The sequence below is a fragment of the Clostridium sp. E02 genome (assembly GCF_003833015.1).
Lineage (GTDB): Bacteria > Bacillota > Clostridia > Lachnospirales > Lachnospiraceae > Lacrimispora.
Genome location: NZ_RJLQ01000001.1, coordinates 1 through 21,031 on the forward strand (window position 1 = coordinate 1; position 21,031 = coordinate 21,031).

Annotated in this window: 18 protein-coding genes and 1 pseudogene; 18 read left to right on the top strand and 1 reads right to left on the bottom strand. The window is 40.8% G+C overall.

What is annotated here, in order from left to right:
• Positions 1–192: 192 nt before the first annotated feature.
• The 17 genes and pseudogenes from EFT72_RS00005 to EFT72_RS00085 all read left to right on the top strand — a co-directional run.
• Positions 193–1,107, top strand: a pseudogene (locus tag EFT72_RS00005) (dicarboxylate/amino acid:cation symporter); the annotation flags it as partial.
• A 300-nt stretch (positions 1,108–1,407) separates the two neighbouring features.
• Positions 1,408–2,205, top strand: coding sequence for a molybdate ABC transporter substrate-binding protein (gene modA, locus EFT72_RS00010; protein WP_124064774.1), 798 nt, complete (start codon positions 1,408–1,410; stop codon positions 2,203–2,205).
• Positions 2,206–2,228: 23 nt separating this feature from the next.
• Positions 2,229–2,927: a molybdate ABC transporter permease subunit gene (gene modB, locus EFT72_RS00015; RefSeq protein WP_124064775.1), complete on the top strand. Its 699-nt coding sequence runs from the start codon at positions 2,229–2,231 to the stop codon at positions 2,925–2,927.
• A 1-nt stretch (position 2,928) separates the two neighbouring features.
• Complete coding sequence (locus EFT72_RS00020) at positions 2,929–3,981, top strand: ATP-binding cassette domain-containing protein (protein ID WP_124064776.1); 1,053 nt, start codon at positions 2,929–2,931, stop codon at positions 3,979–3,981.
• 324 nt (positions 3,982–4,305) lie between these two features.
• Positions 4,306–5,124 (top strand): nitrogenase iron protein, encoded by an 819-nt coding sequence (nifH, locus tag EFT72_RS00025; RefSeq protein ID WP_124064777.1) that lies wholly within the window; start codon positions 4,306–4,308, stop codon positions 5,122–5,124.
• Between the two features lie 25 nt (positions 5,125–5,149).
• Positions 5,150–5,473 (top strand): P-II family nitrogen regulator, encoded by a 324-nt coding sequence (locus tag EFT72_RS00030; RefSeq protein ID WP_124064778.1) that lies wholly within the window; start codon positions 5,150–5,152, stop codon positions 5,471–5,473.
• Positions 5,474–5,504: 31 nt separating this feature from the next.
• Positions 5,505–5,888 carry a P-II family nitrogen regulator gene (locus EFT72_RS00035; RefSeq protein WP_124064779.1) on the top strand — a complete coding sequence of 128 codons (384 nt, stop codon included), beginning with the start codon at positions 5,505–5,507 and terminating at the stop codon, positions 5,886–5,888.
• 6 nt (positions 5,889–5,894) lie between these two features.
• On the top strand, positions 5,895–7,502 hold the full coding sequence (locus EFT72_RS00040) for a nitrogenase component I subunit alpha (RefSeq protein ID WP_124064780.1): 1,608 nt from the start codon (positions 5,895–5,897) through the stop codon (positions 7,500–7,502).
• Positions 7,502–8,875: a nitrogenase component 1 gene (locus EFT72_RS00045; protein WP_124064781.1), complete on the top strand. Its 1,374-nt coding sequence runs from the start codon at positions 7,502–7,504 to the stop codon at positions 8,873–8,875. Before EFT72_RS00040 ends, EFT72_RS00045 begins: the two co-directional genes overlap by 1 nt.
• A gap of 94 nt (positions 8,876–8,969) precedes the next feature.
• Positions 8,970–10,325, top strand: a complete 1,356-nt coding sequence (gene nifE / locus EFT72_RS00050) for a nitrogenase iron-molybdenum cofactor biosynthesis protein NifE (protein ID WP_124064782.1) — start codon at positions 8,970–8,972, stop codon at positions 10,323–10,325.
• An 18-nt stretch (positions 10,326–10,343) separates the two neighbouring features.
• The gene (locus EFT72_RS00055) at positions 10,344–12,725 is read left to right on the top strand and encodes a nitrogenase component 1 (RefSeq protein WP_124064783.1); all 2,382 of its coding nucleotides are present in this window, start codon (positions 10,344–10,346) and stop codon (positions 12,723–12,725) included.
• Between the two features lie 78 nt (positions 12,726–12,803).
• Complete coding sequence (locus EFT72_RS00060) at positions 12,804–13,112, top strand: 2Fe-2S ferredoxin (RefSeq protein ID WP_124064784.1); 309 nt, start codon at positions 12,804–12,806, stop codon at positions 13,110–13,112.
• Positions 13,113–13,145: 33 nt separating this feature from the next.
• Positions 13,146–14,129 (top strand): hypothetical protein, encoded by a 984-nt coding sequence (locus EFT72_RS00065; protein ID WP_124064785.1) that lies wholly within the window; start codon positions 13,146–13,148, stop codon positions 14,127–14,129.
• On the top strand, positions 14,104–14,925 hold the full coding sequence (locus EFT72_RS00070; protein ID WP_124064786.1) for a homocitrate synthase: 822 nt from the start codon (positions 14,104–14,106) through the stop codon (positions 14,923–14,925). Before EFT72_RS00065 ends, EFT72_RS00070 begins: the two co-directional genes overlap by 26 nt.
• Positions 14,909–16,303, top strand: coding sequence for a hypothetical protein (locus EFT72_RS00075; protein WP_124064787.1), 1,395 nt, complete (start codon positions 14,909–14,911; stop codon positions 16,301–16,303). The genes EFT72_RS00070 and EFT72_RS00075 overlap by 17 nt, the downstream gene beginning before the upstream one ends.
• Before the next feature lies 1 nt (position 16,304).
• Positions 16,305–16,937 (top strand): Fe-only nitrogenase accessory AnfO family protein, encoded by a 633-nt coding sequence (locus EFT72_RS00080; RefSeq protein WP_124064788.1) that lies wholly within the window; start codon positions 16,305–16,307, stop codon positions 16,935–16,937.
• The gene (locus EFT72_RS00085) at positions 16,937–17,914 is read left to right on the top strand and encodes a hypothetical protein (protein ID WP_124064789.1); all 978 of its coding nucleotides are present in this window, start codon (positions 16,937–16,939) and stop codon (positions 17,912–17,914) included. Before EFT72_RS00080 ends, EFT72_RS00085 begins: the two co-directional genes overlap by 1 nt.
• 17 nt (positions 17,915–17,931) lie before the next feature.
• Here EFT72_RS00085 and EFT72_RS00090 read toward each other — a convergent pair whose 3' ends face one another.
• On the bottom strand, positions 17,932–18,726 hold the full coding sequence (locus EFT72_RS00090) for an AraC family transcriptional regulator (RefSeq protein WP_124064790.1): 795 nt from the start codon (positions 18,724–18,726) through the stop codon (positions 17,932–17,934).
• Positions 18,727–19,017: 291 nt separating this feature from the next.
• Between EFT72_RS00090 and EFT72_RS00095 the strand changes: the two genes are divergently transcribed.
• Complete coding sequence (locus EFT72_RS00095) at positions 19,018–20,982, top strand: alpha-glucuronidase (RefSeq protein WP_124064791.1); 1,965 nt, start codon at positions 19,018–19,020, stop codon at positions 20,980–20,982.
• Positions 20,983–21,031: the final 49 nt, after the last annotated feature.

A 21,031-nucleotide genomic window follows, 5' to 3' on the forward strand; every position in this document is an offset into this window, starting at 1 on the left:
AACCATCCATGGAGGCAGGCATCATTTGAAAAATATGCAAAAGGACAACGACACAGAAAAGAAATAGCCTAATTTACAAGCAGGTAACTGTAGTTTTATTAAAGTTACCCAAAAACTAATAGTACCTGGTTAAATCAAGCACCAGAAAACTGGTGCTTATGTTAAAACTTTTTCGGGACATTTTCAAAAACGGTTGACAGCATTGAGACAAAAGAAATTTCCATTGCAGATAAGACAAGCCTTCCAGATACGTTATTAAACATCATACCCACCAATCCAATCCATTCCCTCGCAAGCGGCGATATGCTTCCTATTATATTGTTTGCACTGCTTGTAGGCATTATTTTAGCCATGCTTGGAGAGAATGTTGAAACAGTCGGCAACTTTTTTAGCCAGTTTAATGATATCATGATGGAAATGACCGTTATCGTCATGAAACTGGCACCATACGGAGTATTCTGCCTCATAGCAAAGACTTTTTCCGGAATCGGGTTTGGAGCATTTGTGCCCCTGTTAAAATACATGATTTCGGTAGTCCTGGCATTGATGGTCCAATGTCTCATCGTTTACATGTCAATGTTAAAGGGGTTTACAGGATTAAGTCCCATACGTTTTTTGAAAAAATTTCTACCAGTCATGGGATTTGCTTTTTCCACGGCAACCTCAAGTGCAACCATTCCATTGTCCATTGATACTCTTCATAAAAAAATGGGAGTATCCAAAAGAGTTTCTTCTTTTACCATTCCCCTTGGAGCTACCATTAATATGGATGGGACAGCAATTATGCAGGGGGTTGCAGTCGTATTTGCAGCCCAGGCATTTGGAATGAATCTTTCTCCCGCTGATTATTTAACCGTCATTTTAACTGCAACACTTGCATCGGTAGGGACGGCAGGAGTTCCGGGAGTTGGTCTGATTACACTATCAATGGTGTTCCAGTCCATTGGACTGCCAGTGGAAGCCATCGCCCTGATTATGGGAATTGACCGGATTTTAGATATGACCCGAACGGCCGTTAATATAACTGGTGATGCGGTCTGCACCACCATTGTTGCTTATCAAGACAACGCAATGGACCAGATGATATTCAATCAGGATCCATCTTGATTTTATGACATTTCGTACAAACTTCTACAGAAAAGACAGGATTTCATTCCCAGAGCAGGAATGAAATCCTGTCTTTTTAATATTTTAACAGATTCTTTTATGAAAGAAACAAATTGTTATTAAATTAATAGATAAAACAATAGTATTGTGTTAAATGCACAAATTAGTCCTTAAATATTAGATATAATATAGGGATTTGCAAGTATTGACTTCCAATTTTGTATCAACTAAAATGAGCGAATACAAGTCAACAAAAGCCAAAAAATGGAAGCAAAAAAATGAATCATAGGAGGAAGAGAGATGAAGAGAAGTAAGAAGTGTTATCAGTTGCTAGTGGCAGCGGTGTTAATAATCCTTATGATAACAGGATGTACAAAAAAGATGCAGAGTACGAATCTTTATGTCTTTGTTGCAGCTAGTTTAAATAACACCATGGAGGAGATAAAAACAGATTATGAAACCATACATCCAGATGTAAGAATAATTTATAATGCGGACAGTTCTGGAACCTTAAAGACACAAATATTAGAAGGAGCCCAGTGTGATGTATTTTTTTCCGCAGCAGAAAAGCAGATGGATGAGTTAAAAGAGAAAGGTTATGTAAAAGAAGGAACCATAACCAAACTGTTAAAGAACCAGATTGTTTTAATTAAAACGAAAGGAAAAAAGACAGATGTGACGGGCTTTGATGACATTACAAAGGCATCCAGCCTTGCGTTGGCAGGCGAAGATGTTCCGGTGGGGCAGTATGCCAGAGCTTTGTTTCAAAATCTGGGCATATACGATCAGGTTATGAAAATGGAGATTAATGAGGGGAACAATGTAACGGCTGTTCTGACCGCCGTAGCAGAAGGAAGCAATGAAGTAGGAGTCGTATATGGCACAGATGCTGCTTCGATGCCGGAACAAGTTGAAATTATTGAAGAAGCCGATCAAAGTATGGTGAAACCTGCGGTATACCCCATTGGTCTCATTAAAAATCCCGATGCGGATACCATGCAGGAAGAGGCAGCAAACGATTTTAAACAGTACTTAACAAAAGATGAAACCGTTATGAAGTTGTTTTCAGACAAGGGATTTCAAAAATATACCGAATAGAAACAAAAAAGGAGGGAAATGTTGTGGCAGAGCTATTAAAAACCATAGATTGGAGCCCTTTATATCTTTCCTTGAAAACAGGAATTTTGGCAACTATTCTTACATTCTTTCTTGGAATCGGTGCGGCAAGGCTGATAATGAGATGTAACAATACCGTAAAGGCCATCTTAGATGGAATTCTTACTCTGCCATTAGTCCTTCCACCTACGGTAGCCGGTTTCTTTCTCCTTCTACTGTTTAGTTTGCGCAGGCCGTTTGGAAGTTTCTTGATGGATTCTGTGCATTTTAAGATGGTGCAGACTTGGCCAGGGTGTGTTGTAGCAGCTTTTGTGATCTCCTTTCCCTTGATGTATCGAAATGCAAGAGCAGCATTTGAACAGGTTGATCCAACGATGATCTATGCCGGCAGGACTCTGGGGTTGACAGAACGGACCATATTCTGGAAAATCACAGTTCCCATAGCGGCTCCTGGTCTGGCTTCCGGAACGATTTTATCCTTTGCAAGAGCCATAGGAGAATATGGGGCGACTACCATGCTGGCAGGAAATATAAGGGGAAAAACAAGAACCGTATCGGTCGCCATTGCTTCTGAGGTGTCGGCAGGAAACTGGGACATTGCAGGCTTCTGGGTGTGTGTGATTGTTGGTTTGTCGTTTATCATTGTCTTAGGTATGAATGTAATTGCTGGAAAAAACAAATTATGTGGAAGCAGGTGGTTGTAAGATGTCTCTTGAAGTTAAGATTCAAAAACAGTTTTCTGGATTTTCACTTGATGTGGAGTTTGAAACGGAAGGGGGGTGTATGGGGATATTAGGTGCCTCCGGTTGTGGAAAAAGCATGACATTAAAGTGTGTGGCAGGAATTGAGAAGCCAGACAGAGGAAGAATTGTACAGAATGAAACGGTGTTTTTTGATTCTGACTTGGGAATTAATCTTCCTGCCAGAAAACGCAAAGTAGGGTATCTATTCCAAAATTATGCGCTGTTTCCAACCATGACAGTAGAGGAGAATTTAAAAATAGCAGTTTTGGGGAAGGAAAAGGAGAAGCGGTCGCAGGTGGAAGAGCAGATTCTACGGTTTCAATTAGAGGGGCTGGAGCATCATTTCCCGTTCCAGTTATCAGGTGGGCAGCAGCAAAGAGCGGCACTTGCACGTATGCTGTTAACTCGACCAGGTATGATACTTCTAGATGAACCATTTTCTGCACTGGATGGATATTTAAAAGATTCGCTTCAGATTGAAATGCTAGAGCGATTGCGTGAATTTAGTGGGGAAGTTCTTTTTGTTTCCCATTCCAGAGATGAAATATACCGGTTTTGTAATCGAATGACGGTAATCTCTGAGGGTAAAACGGTAAAAACTGGAGAAACAAAAGAGATTTTTCAAAATCCTCAGGTAGCAGAAGCAGCAAAACTAACGGGGTGTAAAAATCTTTCCGCCATGGAAAGAATTAATGATTATGAACTTTTTGCCAGAGATTGGAACATTACGTTAAAAACAGAAAAAAAGATACAGAAAGCAACACGATATGTGGGAATCCGAGGGCATCATCTTGTTCCATGGGATAAACCAGATGGAGAAAATGTTATGAAAATTCAGGTGTCGAAAACTTCAGATACTCCCTTTCATCGTCAGATTCTGTTTCAGAATGCTGAGGCAGAGTCTTCAAAACGGATCTGGTGGATTCAGGAAAAAAAAGGTATGAAACGGACATCCTTGGAATATATACCATTATATATTAAGTTTCCAAAAGAAGATATCATGCTTTTGTCTTAATATATTTCGAATTTTATTAAATAAATTGACAAAACATTCACAAATGCTTATTATAGGTTTAATCCTAAAATGATTGGAACTAATGAGTTAGTGGAATAATTAACTGAAAAACGATGAATATATATTGTGTATTTGTGCAACATGCGGTATTGAAACGAAAAAATAAAACAGTTATAGTAGTAATAACCGAAGGGTCGACGTAACTTCAGGGAATAACTTCATGAAGAAATAAAATAATTGTATTACATTCTATTCACAAAGAAGTGGCATAGGATTCGAAAGAATTCTACAGTCCACTTCTTTTTTATGTAAGGAGGATTTTGTATGAGACAGGTTGCAATCTATGGTAAAGGCGGAATTGGAAAATCGACAACAACACAAAATTTAACAGCAGGTCTGGCAGAGATGGGAAAACACATTATGATTGTGGGCTGCGATCCAAAAGCAGATTCCACAAGACTGATCCTTGGGGGACTTGCCCAGAAAACCGTTCTTGATACACTTCGAGATGAAGGAGACGATATTGAACTGTCTGCAGTTTTAAAACAGGGATACGCTGGTATCAAGGGGGTAGAGTCAGGTGGTCCAGAGCCAGGCGTTGGCTGTGCAGGACGTGGAATTATTACTTCCATTAATTTGTTAGAACAGCTTGGCGCTTATACCGATGATTTGGATTATGTATTCTATGATGTACTTGGTGATGTTGTATGTGGTGGGTTTGCAATGCCCATAAGAGAAGGCAAAGCCCGTGAGATTTATATCGTATGTTCCGGTGAGATGATGGCTCTTTATGCGGCCAATAACATCTCAAAGGGAATTTCCAAATATGCAAAGACCGGTGGTGTCCGTTTAGGAGGACTGATCTGTAATTCCAGAAAAGTAGAAAAAGAACAGGATTTGGTGGAAGCCGTAGCGGCGAAGATCGGAACGCAGATGATCCATTTTGTACCCCGTGACAATGCCGTACAACAAGCAGAGATCCGGAAAAGAACGGTCATTGATTATGCACCTGAGGAACCACAGGCGGAAGAGTACCGCATGTTGGCAAGAAAAGTAGATGGCAATGAGATGTTCGTGATTCCAAATCCGATGAAGATTGATGAACTGGAAGAGATCCTGATGCAGTATGGGGTTATGGACTGATAAGTTAGAGAAAGGAGAAGCGATTATGTTATTGGTGAGAGCGATTATTCGCCCGCAAAAGGCAGATTATGTAATGAAAGAGGCCGCTGAGGCAGGGTTTCCGGCAGTGACCAAAATGGATGTATATGGGCGTGGCAAGCAAAAGGGAATTACAGTAGGTGAGATTCATTACGATGAGATCCCAAAAGAGATGCTGCTGTTTTTTTGCAGCGAGGAAGACAAAGATGATCTGGTAAAGATTATCATGAAAACGGCAAAGACCGGAGATGGGAATTACGGGGATGGACGTATCTTTGTATCACCAGTTGAGGATGCTTATACCATCAGTACCGGAAAACAGGGACTTTAAGACCAGTTTTGAAAGAAAGGAATGGTAAAGGATGAAGGAAGTTATGGCATTTATCCGGGTCAATAAAATCAATCCCACAAAAAAAGCACTGGCAGAAGGCGGGTTTCCGGCATTTACGTGCAGAGCAGTTCTCGGCAGAGGAAAGAAACGAATTGATCCAGAACTGATCTCACTGGTTTTGGAAAATGGAGAACTGCCTATGTCTCCAAAGGGAGAACATCTTACGGAAGCATTTCGGTGGATTCCCAAACGAGTTCTTACTTTAATTGTGGAAGAAGATCAGGTGAAAAAAGTAGTGGAAATTTTAATAAAAACAAATCAGACAGGAAATCCCGGAGATGGAAAAATATTTGTGCTTCCAATCAAAGAAGCATACACCGTCAGAAACGGGGAATCTACTGTGGAAGCCTATTGACAGGAGGTGAGTAAAGTGGCAAAAGAACGAGACAAATTGCTGGATCAGTATTCAGCAAGAGTATTTAAAAACAGAAAAAATCATTTGACACAATTGCAATTTGAAGAAAATCCAGATGAAATCACAGCGAATACCCGTGCGATTCCTGGAATAGCAACCGCTAGAGGCTGCTGTTACGCTGGCTGCAAAGGGGTTGTGGTAGGACCGATAAAAGATGCAGCTATCATAACACATGGCCCCATCGGGTGTGCATACTATTCCTGGGCGACCAGGAGAAATAAGGCGAAACCTTCCTATGAGGGAGAGCAAAATTATGTGCCATATTCCTTTTGTACGGATATGAAAGCGTCCGATATTGTTTTTGGAGGAGAGAAAAAATTAGAGCAGGGCATCGATGAAATTATGGAACTATTTCACCCCAAATGTATTTTGATTTGCTCTACCTGTCCCATTGGGCTGATTGGAGATGATGTTCAGGCGGTTGCAAAAAGGGTAGAAGAGAAATATCAGATTACTGCAATCGGTTATTCCTGTGAAGGTTATAAAGGAGTGTCTCAATCCTCTGGACACCATATTGCAAACAATGGATTGATGCGCCATATGATTGGCAAAGGCGAGGAATCACCAAAAGGCAAATACAGTGTTAATATTTTGGGGGAATATAACATAGGAGGAGATGGTTGGGAGCAGGAACGTGTTCTAAAAAAAATAGGATACGAAGTGGTTTCTGTTTTTACAGGAGATGGATCGTATGAAACAATTAAAAACTCACATTTGGCAGATCTAAATCTGGTGATGTGCCACCGTTCCATCAACTACATAGCAGAAATGATGAAAACCAAATATGGAGTAGACTGGTTGAAAGTCAACTTTATCGGAGTTGGTGCTACCTGTAAAACCCTTCGTATGATGGCCAAATACTTTAAAGATCCGGAACTGATTCGTCGGACCGAAGAGGTGATTGCGGAAGAATTGGCTCAGATCAGTGAAGATATGGAGTATTACAAATCCAAATTAAAAGGGAAGACGGCTGGTATATTTGTGGGAGGCTCCCGTGCCCATCATTATCAAATGCTGTTAAATGATTTTGGCATGGAAACAACAATCGCAGGGTATGAATTTGCGCACAGAGATGATTATGAAGGAAGGGATATCATTCCTCAGATCAAGGCGGATGCAGATTCTAAAAATATTGAAGTAATCAAGGTAGAACGGGAACCTGGATATACCGATCGCTATTCAGAGGAAGAGATGCGAGAACTACTTAAGGATGGCGTGGAAGTCGATCACTATGGCGGCATGATCCAAGATATGAAAAAGGGTCATATGGTAGTAGATGATTATAATATGTTTGAAACGGATCAGTTAATTGAAACTTATAAGCCAGATGTTTTCTTTTCTGGGATCAAAGATAAATATGCAATACAACATGGGGGAGTCGTTTCCAGGCAGATGCATTCCTACGATTATTCCGGACCCTATGCCGGATTTTTAGGAGCTGTAAACTTCGGAAGAGATGTGACAATGAGTCTTTATACCAATGCGTGGGCTTTGGTGAAACCACCGTGGAAAACAATCCCTATGTTGGAAGGAACGCTAGGAGGTGTAGGCTGATGCTTGATTTAACCCCAAAAGAAGTGATGGAAAAACGACATATAACCATTAACCCGTGTAAGACATGTGAACCAGTCGGTGCTATGTTTTGTGCCTTGGGAGCAGAAAAATGTATGCCTCATTCCCATGGGTCACAGGGCTGTTGCTCTTATCATAGGACGGTGCTTAGCCGGCATTTTAAAGAACCAGCGATTGCATCTTCTAGTTCCTTTACAGAGGGGGCATCCGTATTTGGTGGTCGGAGCAATATAACAACGGCTGTAAAAAATGTATTCGACATCTACAAACCAGATATTATGGCGATCCATACCACTTGTTTATCCGAAACCATAGGAGACGATGTGGGGTCCTATATTTATGACTTAGAAATACCGGAAGGGAAAACCGTTTTATATGCCAGCACCCCTTCTTATGAAGGGTCTCACATTCAGGGATTTTCCAATATGATGATTGGTTTCATGCGGTATATGACAAAAAAAACTGGGACATCAAATGGAAAAGCAGCTATTTTTCCAGGCTGGGTCAATCCTGGAGATGACCGGGAGCTAAAACGGATTGCCAGTCTGATGGGCGCCTCTTTTATCTATTTTCCAGATCATGATGGAACGATGGATCACCCGATGGATGGGAAAAATGAATATTTTCATGATCATGCAGGAACCTCAGGGGCAGAGATTGAGGCGATGGGGGACTGTGAGATCTTGATTTCCATGGGTACTTATTGTAGTTTGGAACCTTCCGAATACATGAAAAAGGAGCATAAGATTCCTTTTTCTAACATTCCAGTCCCAGTGGGCGTAAAATTAACCGATCGATATGTGGTGGAACTGCAGAAGTTTACCAGACAGGAGGTTCCAAAAGAACTAGAAGAGGAACGAGGAAGACTGGTGGATTTAATGTTAGATGCCCACCAGTATGTATATAAGAAGAAAGTAGCCATTTATGGAGATCCAGATATTGTCTACTCCTTTACCGCCCTTTGTTTGGAACTGGGTATGAGTCCAAAGTACATCATTACCGGAACTCCAAAAGAACGATGGGAAAAAGAGATTAAGGCTTTGATGGACGAATATGGAGTCGATGAAAGCGAATATGTCGTAAAAGCAAACACGGATCTTTTTTATCTTCACCAGCGGATTAAAAATGAACCGGTTGATCTACTCCTTGGCAGCAGTTACGGGAAACAGATTGCAAAGGCAGAAGATATTCCTCTGGTGCGCATGGGATTTCCGGTGCTGGACCGGTATGGGAATCCTATACAGGCAACGGTAGGTTATGCAGGTGGCATTCGCTACGTGGAAAAAATTGTGGACACCATGATGGACCGTTTGGACCGAGATGCGGCAGATGAGGATTTTGAGGTCGTTATGTAAGAAAAACAAAAAGGAACCAGGGAGGGGACCGACCCCTCCCTATTGCCGTTTGAATCAGATGAAACATTGTTTTTTGTTGGAAAGGAGTAAGGTCATGGAAACCGAAAGTCACAACAAAAATATATTAGATGCCAGAAAAAACTCGATATTAGTAAAAGGCAGCTGCAGCGGAGCCACAGGAAGTATCTGCTGTGACAGTAACAGTGTATCCGGTTCCGTGTCTCAGAGAGCTTGTGTATACTGTGGTGCAAGGGTGGTTTTAAATCCAATTACAGATGCGTATCACATTGTGCATGGTCCCATCGGTTGTTCGAGCTACACCTGGGATATCAGGGGATCCTTAACAAGCAAAGAGGATATTTACCGAAATAGCTTTTCAACCGATTTACAAGAGACCGATATTATCTTTGGGGGAATCAAAAAGCTGGAAGCGGCGGTAGATGAACTGATGAAACAACAAGAGGGGGTAAAACTGATTTTTATCTATGCTACCTGCATTGTTGGAGTCATAGGAGATGATGTGGAAGCATTGTGCAAGGAGAAATCAGAACAGTATAATATTCCTATGATACCCGTAAAATCGCCGGGGTTTTCTGGGAACAAGTCCACAGGATACCGTATGGCATGTGATGCGATTATGAAAGTTCTCCTTCCTCATAAAAGCAAGGAAAGAAGATATGCAATTAACTTATTAGGTGATTTTAATCTGGCTGGAGAGATGTGGATTATTAAAAATTATTTCAAAGAAATTGGAATCGATGTAATCTCCGGTTTTACTGGAGATACGTGTTATGAAGATATGATAGAAGCACCAAAAGCAAGCCTGAATATTGTCCAATGTGCAGGATCTAGTACCTATCTTGCCATACAAATGGAGAAGGAGTTTGGGATTCCATTTATACAAGTGAGTTTTTTTGGAATCGAAGATACGAAAGCCTCCTTAATCCGAGTGGCAGAAGCCCTTGGTGATAATAGGGCAAGAGAAAAGGCAGTCCAGTTTTGTATGAGAAAAGAAAAAGAACTAAATGGATTTATGGATCAGTACCGGAATAATCTTTCTGGGAAAAGGGCAGCCATTTATGTAGGCGGTGGGTTTAAAGCAATTTCACTAATCCGTCAGTTTCAAAATATTGGAATCAAAACGGTAGTCGTGGGAACACAGACTGGGAAAAAGGAAGAATATGAAATCATAGAAAGTCTGGTAGATGGGGATACCATCATTCTTGACGATGCCAATCCAGCGGAACTAGAGACCTTTATCAAAGAAAAAAAAGCAGACATATTAGTAGGAGGAGTCAAGGAAAGACCTCTTGCCTATAAATTAGGAGTTGCATTCTGTGATCATAATCATGAAAGAAAACTTCCTTTGGCTGGTTTTGAGGGGATTTACCACTTCATGAAGGAAATTAATCAAAGTATAAACAGTCCGGTTTGGGAATATATAAGCTGACAGAAAGGTGGAATAACAATGAAAAGTGAGATAAAACCTCTGGTAAATCTAAATGTCAATCCCTGTAAAATGTGTATGCCTATGGGCAGTGCAACAGCTTTTTATGGATTAAAGCACTGCATGACTATTCTACACGGCTCCCAGGGATGCTCCACCTACATACGACGCCATATGGCAACCCATTACAACGAACCGGTGGATATTGCCTCTTCTTCCCTAACTGAGGAAGGAACCGTTTATGGAGGAAGCAAAAACCTAAAAAAGGGGTTGATAAATTTAATCGAACTCTATCATCCAGATATGATAGGGGTTATGACGACCTGTCTGGCAGAAACCATTGGGGAAGACGTTCCGGGAATATTAGAGGAGTTTAAGGAAGAAAATCCCCAGTATAGTCAGATCTCTTTAATCGCCTGTTCATCCCCCGGATATGGAGGAAGCCAGTACGAAGGTTACTTTGCCGCTCTTTTATCCATTGTCTCAGCCATTGAGATGAATCCAGAAAAAAACGATTTTGTTAATGTGGTAACAGCTCCCATCAGTCCAGCAGATACTAGATATTTAAAACGCATGTTTGACTTATTTGGCATATCAGTAATTCTTCTGCCAGATCTTTCTGAAAATCTAGATGGAGGTCAGGAGGGGAAATACCATCGTCTGCCACAACATGGTACGGATCTTTCCAGTCTAAAAAAGATGGGAGGAGCAAAACTAACCATTGAACTTACAGGGTTTGATCGAAAAAACTCTGTGGCAAAGTATTTATCCGATGCATTTCAAGTCCCCTATATCCGGGCGGCTCTTCCCGTTGGATTACGGGACACCGATGCCTTTTTAAAGATTTTATCGGAACAATCAGGAAAGAGTATTCCAGAACAACTAAAGAAGGAACGAGGACGTTATCTAGATGCGATGATTGATTCACATAAATATAATTCAAATGGAAGAGCAGCAGTCTTTGGAGAACCAGATCTTATCTATAGCAGCGTACGCTTGATGTGTGAATGCGGAATTCTTCCTGTGGTATGTGCAGCCGGTTCTTCCTGCCCAGAGCTGAAAGGATTGATCGACTTGGAAGTCAAAAAACTTTCTGAAAAATATATGGAAGACCAGTATGAGATAACAGACAAAGCTGACTTTAAAGAGATTGAGGATATGGTTATAAAATATCATGTCAATCTTTTGGCAGGTAATTCCGATGGGAGAAGGATTGCAAAAGATTTAAATCTGCCACTGGTAAGGAGAGGATTTCCAATCCATGATCACGTAGGTGGTCAGAGACAGAAACTTCTTGGGTACGAAGGGTCCATGGAATATATGGATGAAATTACCAACTGTTTGATTGATATAACAGAATCCTCTTATCGAGAAACATTATATCAAACGTATTACAAAGACACCTTAATTGATCAAACATTTCAAAAGGAGAAAAAAGAACTGGAAGAGAAAGAGATTATTAAAAAAAAGACAATGGAACATCCCTGCTACAACTGCAAAGCACACAAATATGCCAGGATACATCTACCAGTTGCTCCCGCCTGCAACGTTCAGTGCAGCTACTGTGTTCGTAAATTTGACTGCCCCAATGAAAGCCGGCCCGGAGTGACTTCCAGTATCCTTACACCAGAAGAAGCATTAAATTGGTACTTAACCATGAAAGAAAAGATGCCAAATCTGACTGTCGTAGGAATAGCAGGTCCAGGAGAGGCACTAGAAAACTGGGATCATGTAAAATCGGTTTTGGAAATGATACGCAGCAAGGATAAAAAGGTTACGTTCTGCCTCTCCACCAATGGGTTAAAACTTCCCCAGTATGCACAAGAATTAGTGAAGCTCGGTGTTTCTCATGTAACCGTAACCTTAAATGCAGTTGATCCTCATATCAGTGGGATGATGTATCAGTATATCAACTACATGGGAAAAAGGTATGAGGGAGATAGTGCTGGGGCAATTATGGTTGCCAATCAGTTAGCTGGGATACGGCTTCTGATAGCCAACCATATCATCGTCAAAGTAAATATTGTTACGGTACGGGGAATCAACGAATTTCATGTACCAGAGGTGGTTAAAACAGTTCAGTCCCTGGGCTGCTTCATTACGAACATTATGCAGATGATTCCAGTGGAAGGAAGTATATTTGAAAAAATAGAACCCATATCCAACAAACAACTAACAGAAATCAGAAAAGAATGTGAAACAATTATGCCCCAGATGTATCATTGCCAACACTGCAGGGCAGATGCAGTGGGAATGCTTACAGACGATAAATCCATTGAATTAAACAGTTTTCTTTCGGAAGATAAAAAAGAAACAATCCCTGTAATCAGTCATTATCGATTTGCAGTTGCCTCTAAAAGCGGAATCAATGTTGATACCCATTTTGGTCATGCAACCGAGTAGTCTGTCAACACGTATGACAGAATCGAAGATGCAGTGAAAAAGGCCGCTGCCGCAATGTAAAGAGGAGGGAATAAACATATGGTACAGCCCAAATATCATGTATTTATCTGCACAAGCTGTCGGGTCAATGGAACCCAGAAAGGAATGTGTTACCAAAAAAATAGTGTGGATTTAATACAATCATTCATGCAGGAGATTGAAGATCGGGAATTATCAGGAGAAGTTGTTTTAAATAATACCGGGTGTTTTGGAATCTGCGACAAAGGTCCGGTGGTAGTGGTGTATCCAGAAGGTATCTGGTATGGGAACGTGACGGGAAACGATGTCGAGCGGATTTTCGATGAACATTTTGAAGGGGGTGCACCAGTAAAAGATTTGATGATTTAACTGAAAGGTACGGAAAAAAGGAGGGGCTTTGGGATGATAAGAATCATAGATGCGACACTGGCTATGTTAGATGAATATTCACTGAATGGGGAACTGGTTCATGAATTTCTAGAAACGATGGGATTGCTTTCTATTTCTGGTATAGTTTTGTCCCCCAAGATATATCAGCTATTAGATGGGAACCTGCCAGATGGAATGGTATATTATATGGAACTGCCAAACATGGACGAAAATTTTCGGTTTCCTGGGATTTCTTATTTTTTTTCATCGTTTTGCGATGGTCTGGGACACAGCATCCGCAACATTCAGGTCAATGATGTGTCCGAACTGAAAGGACTTGAAGGAATTGGAACCGATAAAAAGATTCGTCTTACGGGACTTGATGATTTGCTTTTGTATGAAAGCCGTGATATTTATGAGCGGGGAATGAAGCAGTTAATCCGAGTCTCTCCTTTTCTTTTTCCTGAAGACACGTATTACTGTGCATCGGCCATTGCCGCAGATTATCTCCAGTATCATCATAATGGAACCGTAATTGCTACATTTACTGGAATCGGAAAGAAGGCAGCAACAGAGCAGGTGCTTCTTGCAATGAGGGTGGTAGAGAGGTATAAGCCAAATTTTAGTTTTGAGAAGCTGCCTAGGTTAAGAGATCTTTTTGAGCAATTGACCCATACTCAAATATCAGATCATACCCCTGTGATTGGAAGGAAAATTTTTCACATCGAATCTGGAATCCATGTAGATGGGGTACTAAAAAGACCGTCGAATTACGAGTCCTTTCCACCAGAACTGGTTGGTGCGGTCAGGAAAATTATACTGGGAAAACATTCTGGAAGAACATCCATTCGCTATAAGTTAAATCAACTTGGCTTGTCAGAAGTCTATGAGGAAGAATATTTGTTACAACTGGTCAAGGAAATGAGCATAAAAATGAGGGGTGAAGTAACCGATGAAATGTTTCAGACCATAATGAGGGAGGGACAACGGTATGAAAAGGAGAATCAAACTGGTTGATACGACCCTTCGGGACGGGGAACAGTGCCCTGGTGTGGTATTTTCTCCTTCTGATAAGATCAAATTGGCGCTTTATTTAGACCGCATTGGAGTCTCTGAGATTGAAGCGGGTTTCTATGACACCTCAACAGAAGGATTTTATACCATTCGTGAGATTATGAGACAGAGAAAACAGGCGGAGATTTCTGTCTGGTCTAGGCTTAACCCCCAAAATGTTGAGGAGTCAGCAAGACAAAGACCAGACCGAATTCATGTTGGAACACCGGTTTCTTATGCCCAAATCTATAATAAGATAGGAAAAAACAAAAAATGGATTGAGAAGACGTTGCTCCAATGTATCAAAGTGGCAAAGGATTATAACATCCCATTGACCGTTGGCCTGGAAGATGCTTCTAGGGCAGATGTGGCTTTTTTGGTATCCCTGATCCGTTTGATGAAACGGGAGGGGGTTGAGGTCATACGTCTGGCAGATACTGTGGGGGTTTTATTTCCAAAAAGAGCAAGGGAACTTGTGGAAGAAATTCGACAGACTGGCATTCAGATTGAAGTTCATGAACACAATGATTTTGGAATGGCAGTTGCCAATTCCATGGTTATGGCGCTTGCTGGTTCAGATATGGTAGATGCTACCTTATTGGGAATCGGAGAGCGTGCGGGAAATTGCAATTTATATGAATTTGTCCATGGAGCAAACCGAAAGTTTGATATGGGGGTGTCTAGCTTGGACGTAAAAAAAGCAGAAGAGCAACTTCAATCTATGATGAGAGGAGCAGGTACGGATGATACGCAAAATTGAGTACGAAGATGGGAAAGACAAAATTGCAGCAGGAATCCATCTACTATGCCGTGCACTGACACTAGAAGGCGGGATTCTAGTAAATGGCAGATATTGTTTTTCTGCGTTTGAAGTCGCACGGGAATTAGAAGGAACCAACCTTTTTATCAATCAAGGGATTCGTCTTGCTTCCAAAACCATTGGTGAGATTAATGAAATAACTGGATGTGGAACTAGGGAAACGGCCAGTGTCCTTGATTTTCTTCTTGCTGCATATGAAAAAAAGGCGGCTCAAGGCATTTCCCCAGTCTATTTAAAAAAACGATTGAAACAAGCGTCAGAAATTATGATTCAAGGGATTGGCAAACACTCCTTTGATTCCGGACACTCTCGGTTCGAACTTTTAGAAGAGATAACAAAGGATCCAGTGACAGCTAAAATGATTGATGAGGGAAGTAAAGATGGAGAATTAGTGGTAAAAGAATCCATGTTTGCAGAGACCAGACTGGAACGGATTGAGGGAATGCGCATAGAAGGAGCCTTAGTAACAGGGGAGGCTGGTTCCATTCATCAGGCTAGAGTTTTGGTAGTAAGCAGTTCGATTTCCTCGTTCCAGAAACTGCTTCCCCTTCTGAAAAAGATGGAGGATCAGGAACTTTTTATTCTGGCAGATGATATTTTAGGGGAAGCCAAGTCACTTTTAGAGGTAAATATCAAGAAAAAGCGTATATTAGCCAAAGGGATAAAAGCACCTTACATCGGACGGAGAAAAGAAGACTTACTAAAAGATGTGGCAGTCTTGACGGGAACCGAGGTTTTTGATGGGACGTATCCCTATCAGTTAGAAGAGATTACCCCGGATATGTTAGGAAAGGCAGAGACAATCATAGTGACAGGAACGGATACGGTGATAAGTGGGGCACCCTCATCCCCTCAGGTATTAAAACGGATTCAGTCCATCTATGAAAAAATAGACGACCCTAAAACCAACTTCTATGATCAGCAAATTTTAAGGGAACGGATCGCTTCATTAAAAGGGTGTGTGCCGGTGATGTACGCAGGAGGTGAAACTTTGGTCGAATCCCAGTTAGAAAAACGAAGGATCGAGTGTGCAGCCGCTTATGCAGAAATCATAAAAACCCATGGCCTTTTCAAAAAGGAGGATTTAAGTAAAATCACGCCGGATATGGAGGAAGGCAATCTTTTGTTTGCGGCATTGCTACGTGGGTTTTTAAAAACAGAGATCAGCGTAAAGCTTCTGGCACTAATCATACAAAAAATATGTGGATTAATTGGAATGTGGCTGATGACAGGAGCGGTTATGGTAAGTACTGGATATGACCGGGAAGATTTAGAATTGATCAAAAATGGGGTGGATGTAGAAAGGTTAAGGGATTGATATGAAAGTGGATAAAATAGCAGTATTAAAAAAGGATCAGATTCTTCGCCCATTTACAGAGTGCAACCGGGTGGAAATTTATCAAAAAATGGAAACTGGCTGGGAAGTAACTGAAACGAAAGAGTTTCTTCCTATACGTGGGTATACGGTCAAAGAGATACGCAAGGAAGCAGAAGAAATAGTCTATCTTTTGGGAGAAACGAAAATAGTCCTATTAAAAGACATTGCAGGAATTGCATTTTCTGTATTGGATCAAAAAGGTTGCTGCATATTTTCAGTGGAACGGGTCGACGATCAGGCGTTTGACGGGGTGATGGAAGAGTTAGAAGAAAGTGACCAGAATAAAAGAATAAGGGAAGAGATGATCCATAAGGCATGTCCAGTCGAAACAGATACACCAGGGATTTACCAACTAGATCTTTTAGAACTTCAAAAAGAATGTCCTGAGATCTCATCAAAGAAAGCATTGATGCCCTTTCTTTTAAGGACTCCTTTTATAAAACTTCGCTTAACCTGTTCTCATGTACCACCTTGGCTTGAGCGGGACGATACCGTTGAATCGAAAATATATTCAAAGGATGGCAAGTTGTCTGTCATCGTAACAAAAAAACAATGTGGATTGGAGGGAAATTGATGCAGAATTATATAGTGTTAGAAGAAAATAAGCTACAGACTCCTTATGGGATCTTAGCGGGAGTGGATGCGTTTTCCTGCCATCCTGGGGGAGAGCTTTCAGGGGTCATCCTGTCTGAAAAAAACATGATCATGACCCAAATCGGTGAACTGGTTCCAGCCTATACGGAAACCACAAGAAGAAAACATAAGCCTTCTGTCGAATTTAATAAACAGGGTATGATTATCAGCGTGGCCCTCGACCAGCAGCAGAAGGTGCTGACCCCCATAGGAGAACTTCCAGGGGAGCTGGTTAAATTCTATCCCACAGGAGAACTTCACCGTATTTTTATTCTGGATGGGAAAATAAGTGGATTCTGGACAGAAGAGGAAGAACGTCAGTTAAATATTCCATTGACGTTTGATCTTAACTTTACTGAATTTCGAGCCATGATCAATGGGTTATGCTTCTATCCAGACGGTGCCATCAAAAGCATAACCCTATTCCCAGGAGAGGAGGTTACGGTAAAAACACCTGTGGGGCAATTGAAAACAAAAGTGGGAATTTCCCTTTATGAATCTGGAGCATTAAAATCCATTGAACCGTCAGAGCCTGTAAGTGTTACGACTAAAATAGGAACCATCATTGCCTATGATCCGGATCAAATCGGAATTCATGCAGACAGTAACTCCCTGTCTTTTACTGAAGATGGAATGGTCTCTTCTCTAATTACCTGTGATAATTCTATCTATATACAAACAAAGGATGAGCAATTAGTGAAACATTCTCCAATCATAAAAACTCATCCTATGGCAGATGATCAATTAACCGTATCAGGATTCCGTGTGGAGTTTGATTATGAAGCAGACGAAGTAATATTACTGACCCAAAGATATTCATTAAAGGACTGTGGATTCACCATAGAACCATTCAAACGTCCAGGTTTTTACTGCAGTCCCTCTGACTGTGCAAACTGTTCTCTCTGCAACAAAGGATAAAAAACAGCAGGAATTCGTTATTCCACTCCGCAGTAAAAAAGTTCCGATGGACAGATACCCCTATTTTTTTTAAATAACCGGCTAAAATAAAAAATATCCGAATACCCGCATGCAAGGGCTACCTCCCCCACACTGTATTCCCCGCTTTTTAACATATTCTCTGCATTATTAAGCCGTAGGTTTGTGATATACTGTTTGAAGGTCATCCCCATCGCTTTGCGAAACAAATTTCCGTAATATACGGGATGAAGATGAAACATTTCAGCCATAGTTTCTATGGTGATGGACTCACAATAATGTTGGCTTATATGGACAATGCTGTTTTTGATGCGGGGATCGGATTTTTTGTCATGATTTTCATTTAATTCTAAGTTTAGTACTTCATATAATATAAGACAAAGTATGGAACGCACTTTCATCATATATCCAAAATCTCTCTGAAGCCATTCGTTGTGCATTTCATGGAAGTGAGTAACCAGTTCCGGTATATTGCCGATATGGGATATAATTGGAAGGGGCAGAGTCGTATCTTCCCCATACTGGCTTCTTAAAAATAGGTTCGAGGAATAACATTCGATCAGGTGAACGGGATCAGTAAAAGCGGCTCGGTAAGTACTTTTTGGTATACAGATTAAATCTCCTTTACGGACAGTATAATCCTGATCTCCAATGATATAGGTTGCCTTGCCGCCGACAACGTAAGTAAGGTCTACAAAAGGAGTGATTCCTCCTTCTATCTTCCAGTTGGGGGTTTTTTTTCTGTGAATGTAGTAGTGAAGTTCCGGAATGATGTTGTTAAAATCCAGATCCATAATCTGACTCCTTTATGAGTTAAAGTAATAAATCTACTAATTTTCTGTTCTCTCTATTATAAATGAGATGTCATAATTCTTCAATACTGATATTTCTTAAAAAAAGATCTTTTAAAAGTACAAATACCCTTTAATTCGTTCATTTATTAATATTGTGCAATTTGCTATAATAACATCCATGTGACAGAAGAAAATCGTACATAGTTTTGTTGAATTTTCAAGTAGAATGCGACGGCTTGTACAAAATTGACATTTAATGACAAATTACGACATTGTGTGGAGGTTGGAAATATGCATGGTAACAGAGATTTGTGCTGGTTATCAAAAAAAGTACATGAAGAGGGAATTGTCACATATTTTATTAACAATTCTGTAAATTTAGTGACTGAAAGAACGATACAGAGAGAGATGCCGCTATTGTTTCATGGAATCACCAGTACGGATATGCCTGAAGCGTCTGTGGTTTTTTCAAAAGGAGACGAATCCGTTCTCGGAGACGAAGGATTTCGAATCGAAAAGACAAAAGTCGGATATGTGATTTTGAGTGGCTCTAACAGAGGATTTCTTTATGGGATGTTTGCACTTCACCGCATGCTGCTATCAGGGAAGAAAGAAAATTTGCCTCTGGAATCTATACCAAATCAGTCATTTCGTATGATCAATCATTGGGATAATTTTGACGGTTCCATTGAACGAGGATATGCAGGGGATTCCATCTTTTATGAGAACAATCATTTTCGTGGGAATTATGGACAGATCCGGGAGTATGCAAGACTGCTAGCATCAATTGGAATCAATGGAATTTCAATTAACAACGTAAACGTTCATAAAAAGGAAACTTTTTTTATTCAGGAGCAGGCGTTAGAAGAGATTAAAAAAATATCTGACCTTTTTTTAGAGTATGGTATCCGGACATTTCTCTCCATTAATTATGCGGCACCGATTCTAGTTGGTAATTTAGATTCGGCTGATCCCCTTTCCAAAGAGGTGGCAGATTGGTGGAAGGAAATAGTTGCACGTATATATGGAATCATTCCAGAATTTGGTGGATTGCTAGTGAAAGCAGATTCAGAGGGAGAACCAGGACCATTTACCTATAACAGAAGTCATAGCGAAGGTGCTAACATGTTGGCAGAAGCGTTACAACCGTTTGATGGATTGGTGATCTGGCGTTGCTTTGTATACAATTGCAAGCAGGACTGGAGGGATCGAAATCTTGATCGGGCAAGGGCAGCCTATGACATCTTTATGGAACAGGATGGCAGCTTTTTGGATAATGTAATTCTCCAGATAAAGAACGGCCCCATTGATTTTCAGGTCCGGGAACCAAATTCACCCTTGTTTGGAGCATTGAAAAAGACGAACCAGATTCTTGAATTTCAGATTACTCAAGAGTATACTGGACACCAGAGAGATATCTGTTATCTGATCCCTATGTGGAAGGAAACACTGGATTTTGATACTGGTTATGGGGCAGTAAGTCAGATCAAGCAGGTTATTAAGGATCACTCTCCTGTTAGGAACCATTCTGGGATTGCAGCAGTTGGGAATGTGGGGATGGATTCAAACTGGACAGGGAACAAGCTGGCTCAGGCAAACCTTTATGGATATGGTAGATTAATATGGGACAACCAGCTTATGAGTGAAGAGATCGCCAGAGAATGGGTTTGCTTAAGCTTTGATCTTCCAGAATCTGAAGCAGCTAAGATAGAGTCAATCCTTGTTACTTCCAGAGAAACCTATGAAAATTATACGTGCCCCTTGTCCGTCGGCTTTATGTGTAAACCTAACATTCATTACGGTGTGGATATTGATGGTTATGAGTACGACCGTTGGGGAACCTATCATTACGCAGATAGAGAAGGGGTAGGAAGAGACCGGACCAAGAAGACAGGAACTGGGTTTACTAGACAGTATTCCGATGCCCGTTATGAGGAATATGAAAATATTACTACTTGCCCAGATGAGTATCTGCTGTTTTTCCATCACGTTTCCTATACGCATGTTCTTCAATCTGGAAAAACGGTGATTCAGCATATTTATGACACTCATTTTCAAGGACTTTCAAAGGTTTTAGAATATCAAAAGATGTGGGAAAGTTTAAAAGATTATCTGGATCAGGAGACCTATGTCAACGTAAGGGACAGACTCAAGGAACAGAAGATGAATGCGACGGACTGGTGTGATCAGATTAACACTTATTTTTATCGCAAATCGGGGATCCCAGATGAACGAGGGAGAATTATTTATGATTGATGAATCCTTAACAGGTTCATGATAAATAAGTTTATGAAGAGAGGTAGAA

Bases quoted from the DNA above. Each gene is read 5' to 3' on its own strand.
- modA (WP_124064774.1), top strand. From the start codon at position 1,408: ATGAAGAGAAGTAAGAAGTGTTATCAGTTGCTAGTGGCAGCGGTGTTA.
- EFT72_RS00020 (WP_124064776.1), top strand. From the start codon at position 2,929: ATGTCTCTTGAAGTTAAGATTCAAAAACAGTTTTCTGGATTTTCACTT.
- nifH (WP_124064777.1), top strand. From the start codon at position 4,306: ATGAGACAGGTTGCAATCTATGGTAAAGGCGGAATTGGAAAATCGACA.
- EFT72_RS00030 (WP_124064778.1), top strand. From the start codon at position 5,150: ATGTTATTGGTGAGAGCGATTATTCGCCCGCAAAAGGCAGATTATGTA.
- EFT72_RS00035 (WP_124064779.1), top strand. From the start codon at position 5,505: ATGAAGGAAGTTATGGCATTTATCCGGGTCAATAAAATCAATCCCACA.
- EFT72_RS00045 (WP_124064781.1), top strand. From the start codon at position 7,502: ATGCTTGATTTAACCCCAAAAGAAGTGATGGAAAAACGACATATAACC.
- nifE (WP_124064782.1), top strand. From the start codon at position 8,970: ATGGAAACCGAAAGTCACAACAAAAATATATTAGATGCCAGAAAAAAC.
- EFT72_RS00055 (WP_124064783.1), top strand. From the start codon at position 10,344: ATGAAAAGTGAGATAAAACCTCTGGTAAATCTAAATGTCAATCCCTGT.
- EFT72_RS00060 (WP_124064784.1), top strand. From the start codon at position 12,804: ATGGTACAGCCCAAATATCATGTATTTATCTGCACAAGCTGTCGGGTC.
- EFT72_RS00065 (WP_124064785.1), top strand. From the start codon at position 13,146: ATGATAAGAATCATAGATGCGACACTGGCTATGTTAGATGAATATTCA.
- EFT72_RS00070 (WP_124064786.1), top strand. From the start codon at position 14,104: ATGAAAAGGAGAATCAAACTGGTTGATACGACCCTTCGGGACGGGGAA.
- EFT72_RS00075 (WP_124064787.1), top strand. From the start codon at position 14,909: ATGATACGCAAAATTGAGTACGAAGATGGGAAAGACAAAATTGCAGCA.
- EFT72_RS00080 (WP_124064788.1), top strand. From the start codon at position 16,305: ATGAAAGTGGATAAAATAGCAGTATTAAAAAAGGATCAGATTCTTCGC.
- EFT72_RS00085 (WP_124064789.1), top strand. From the start codon at position 16,937: ATGCAGAATTATATAGTGTTAGAAGAAAATAAGCTACAGACTCCTTAT.
- EFT72_RS00090 (WP_124064790.1), bottom strand. From the start codon at position 18,726: ATGGATCTGGATTTTAACAACATCATTCCGGAACTTCACTACTACATT.
- EFT72_RS00095 (WP_124064791.1), top strand. From the start codon at position 19,018: ATGCATGGTAACAGAGATTTGTGCTGGTTATCAAAAAAAGTACATGAA.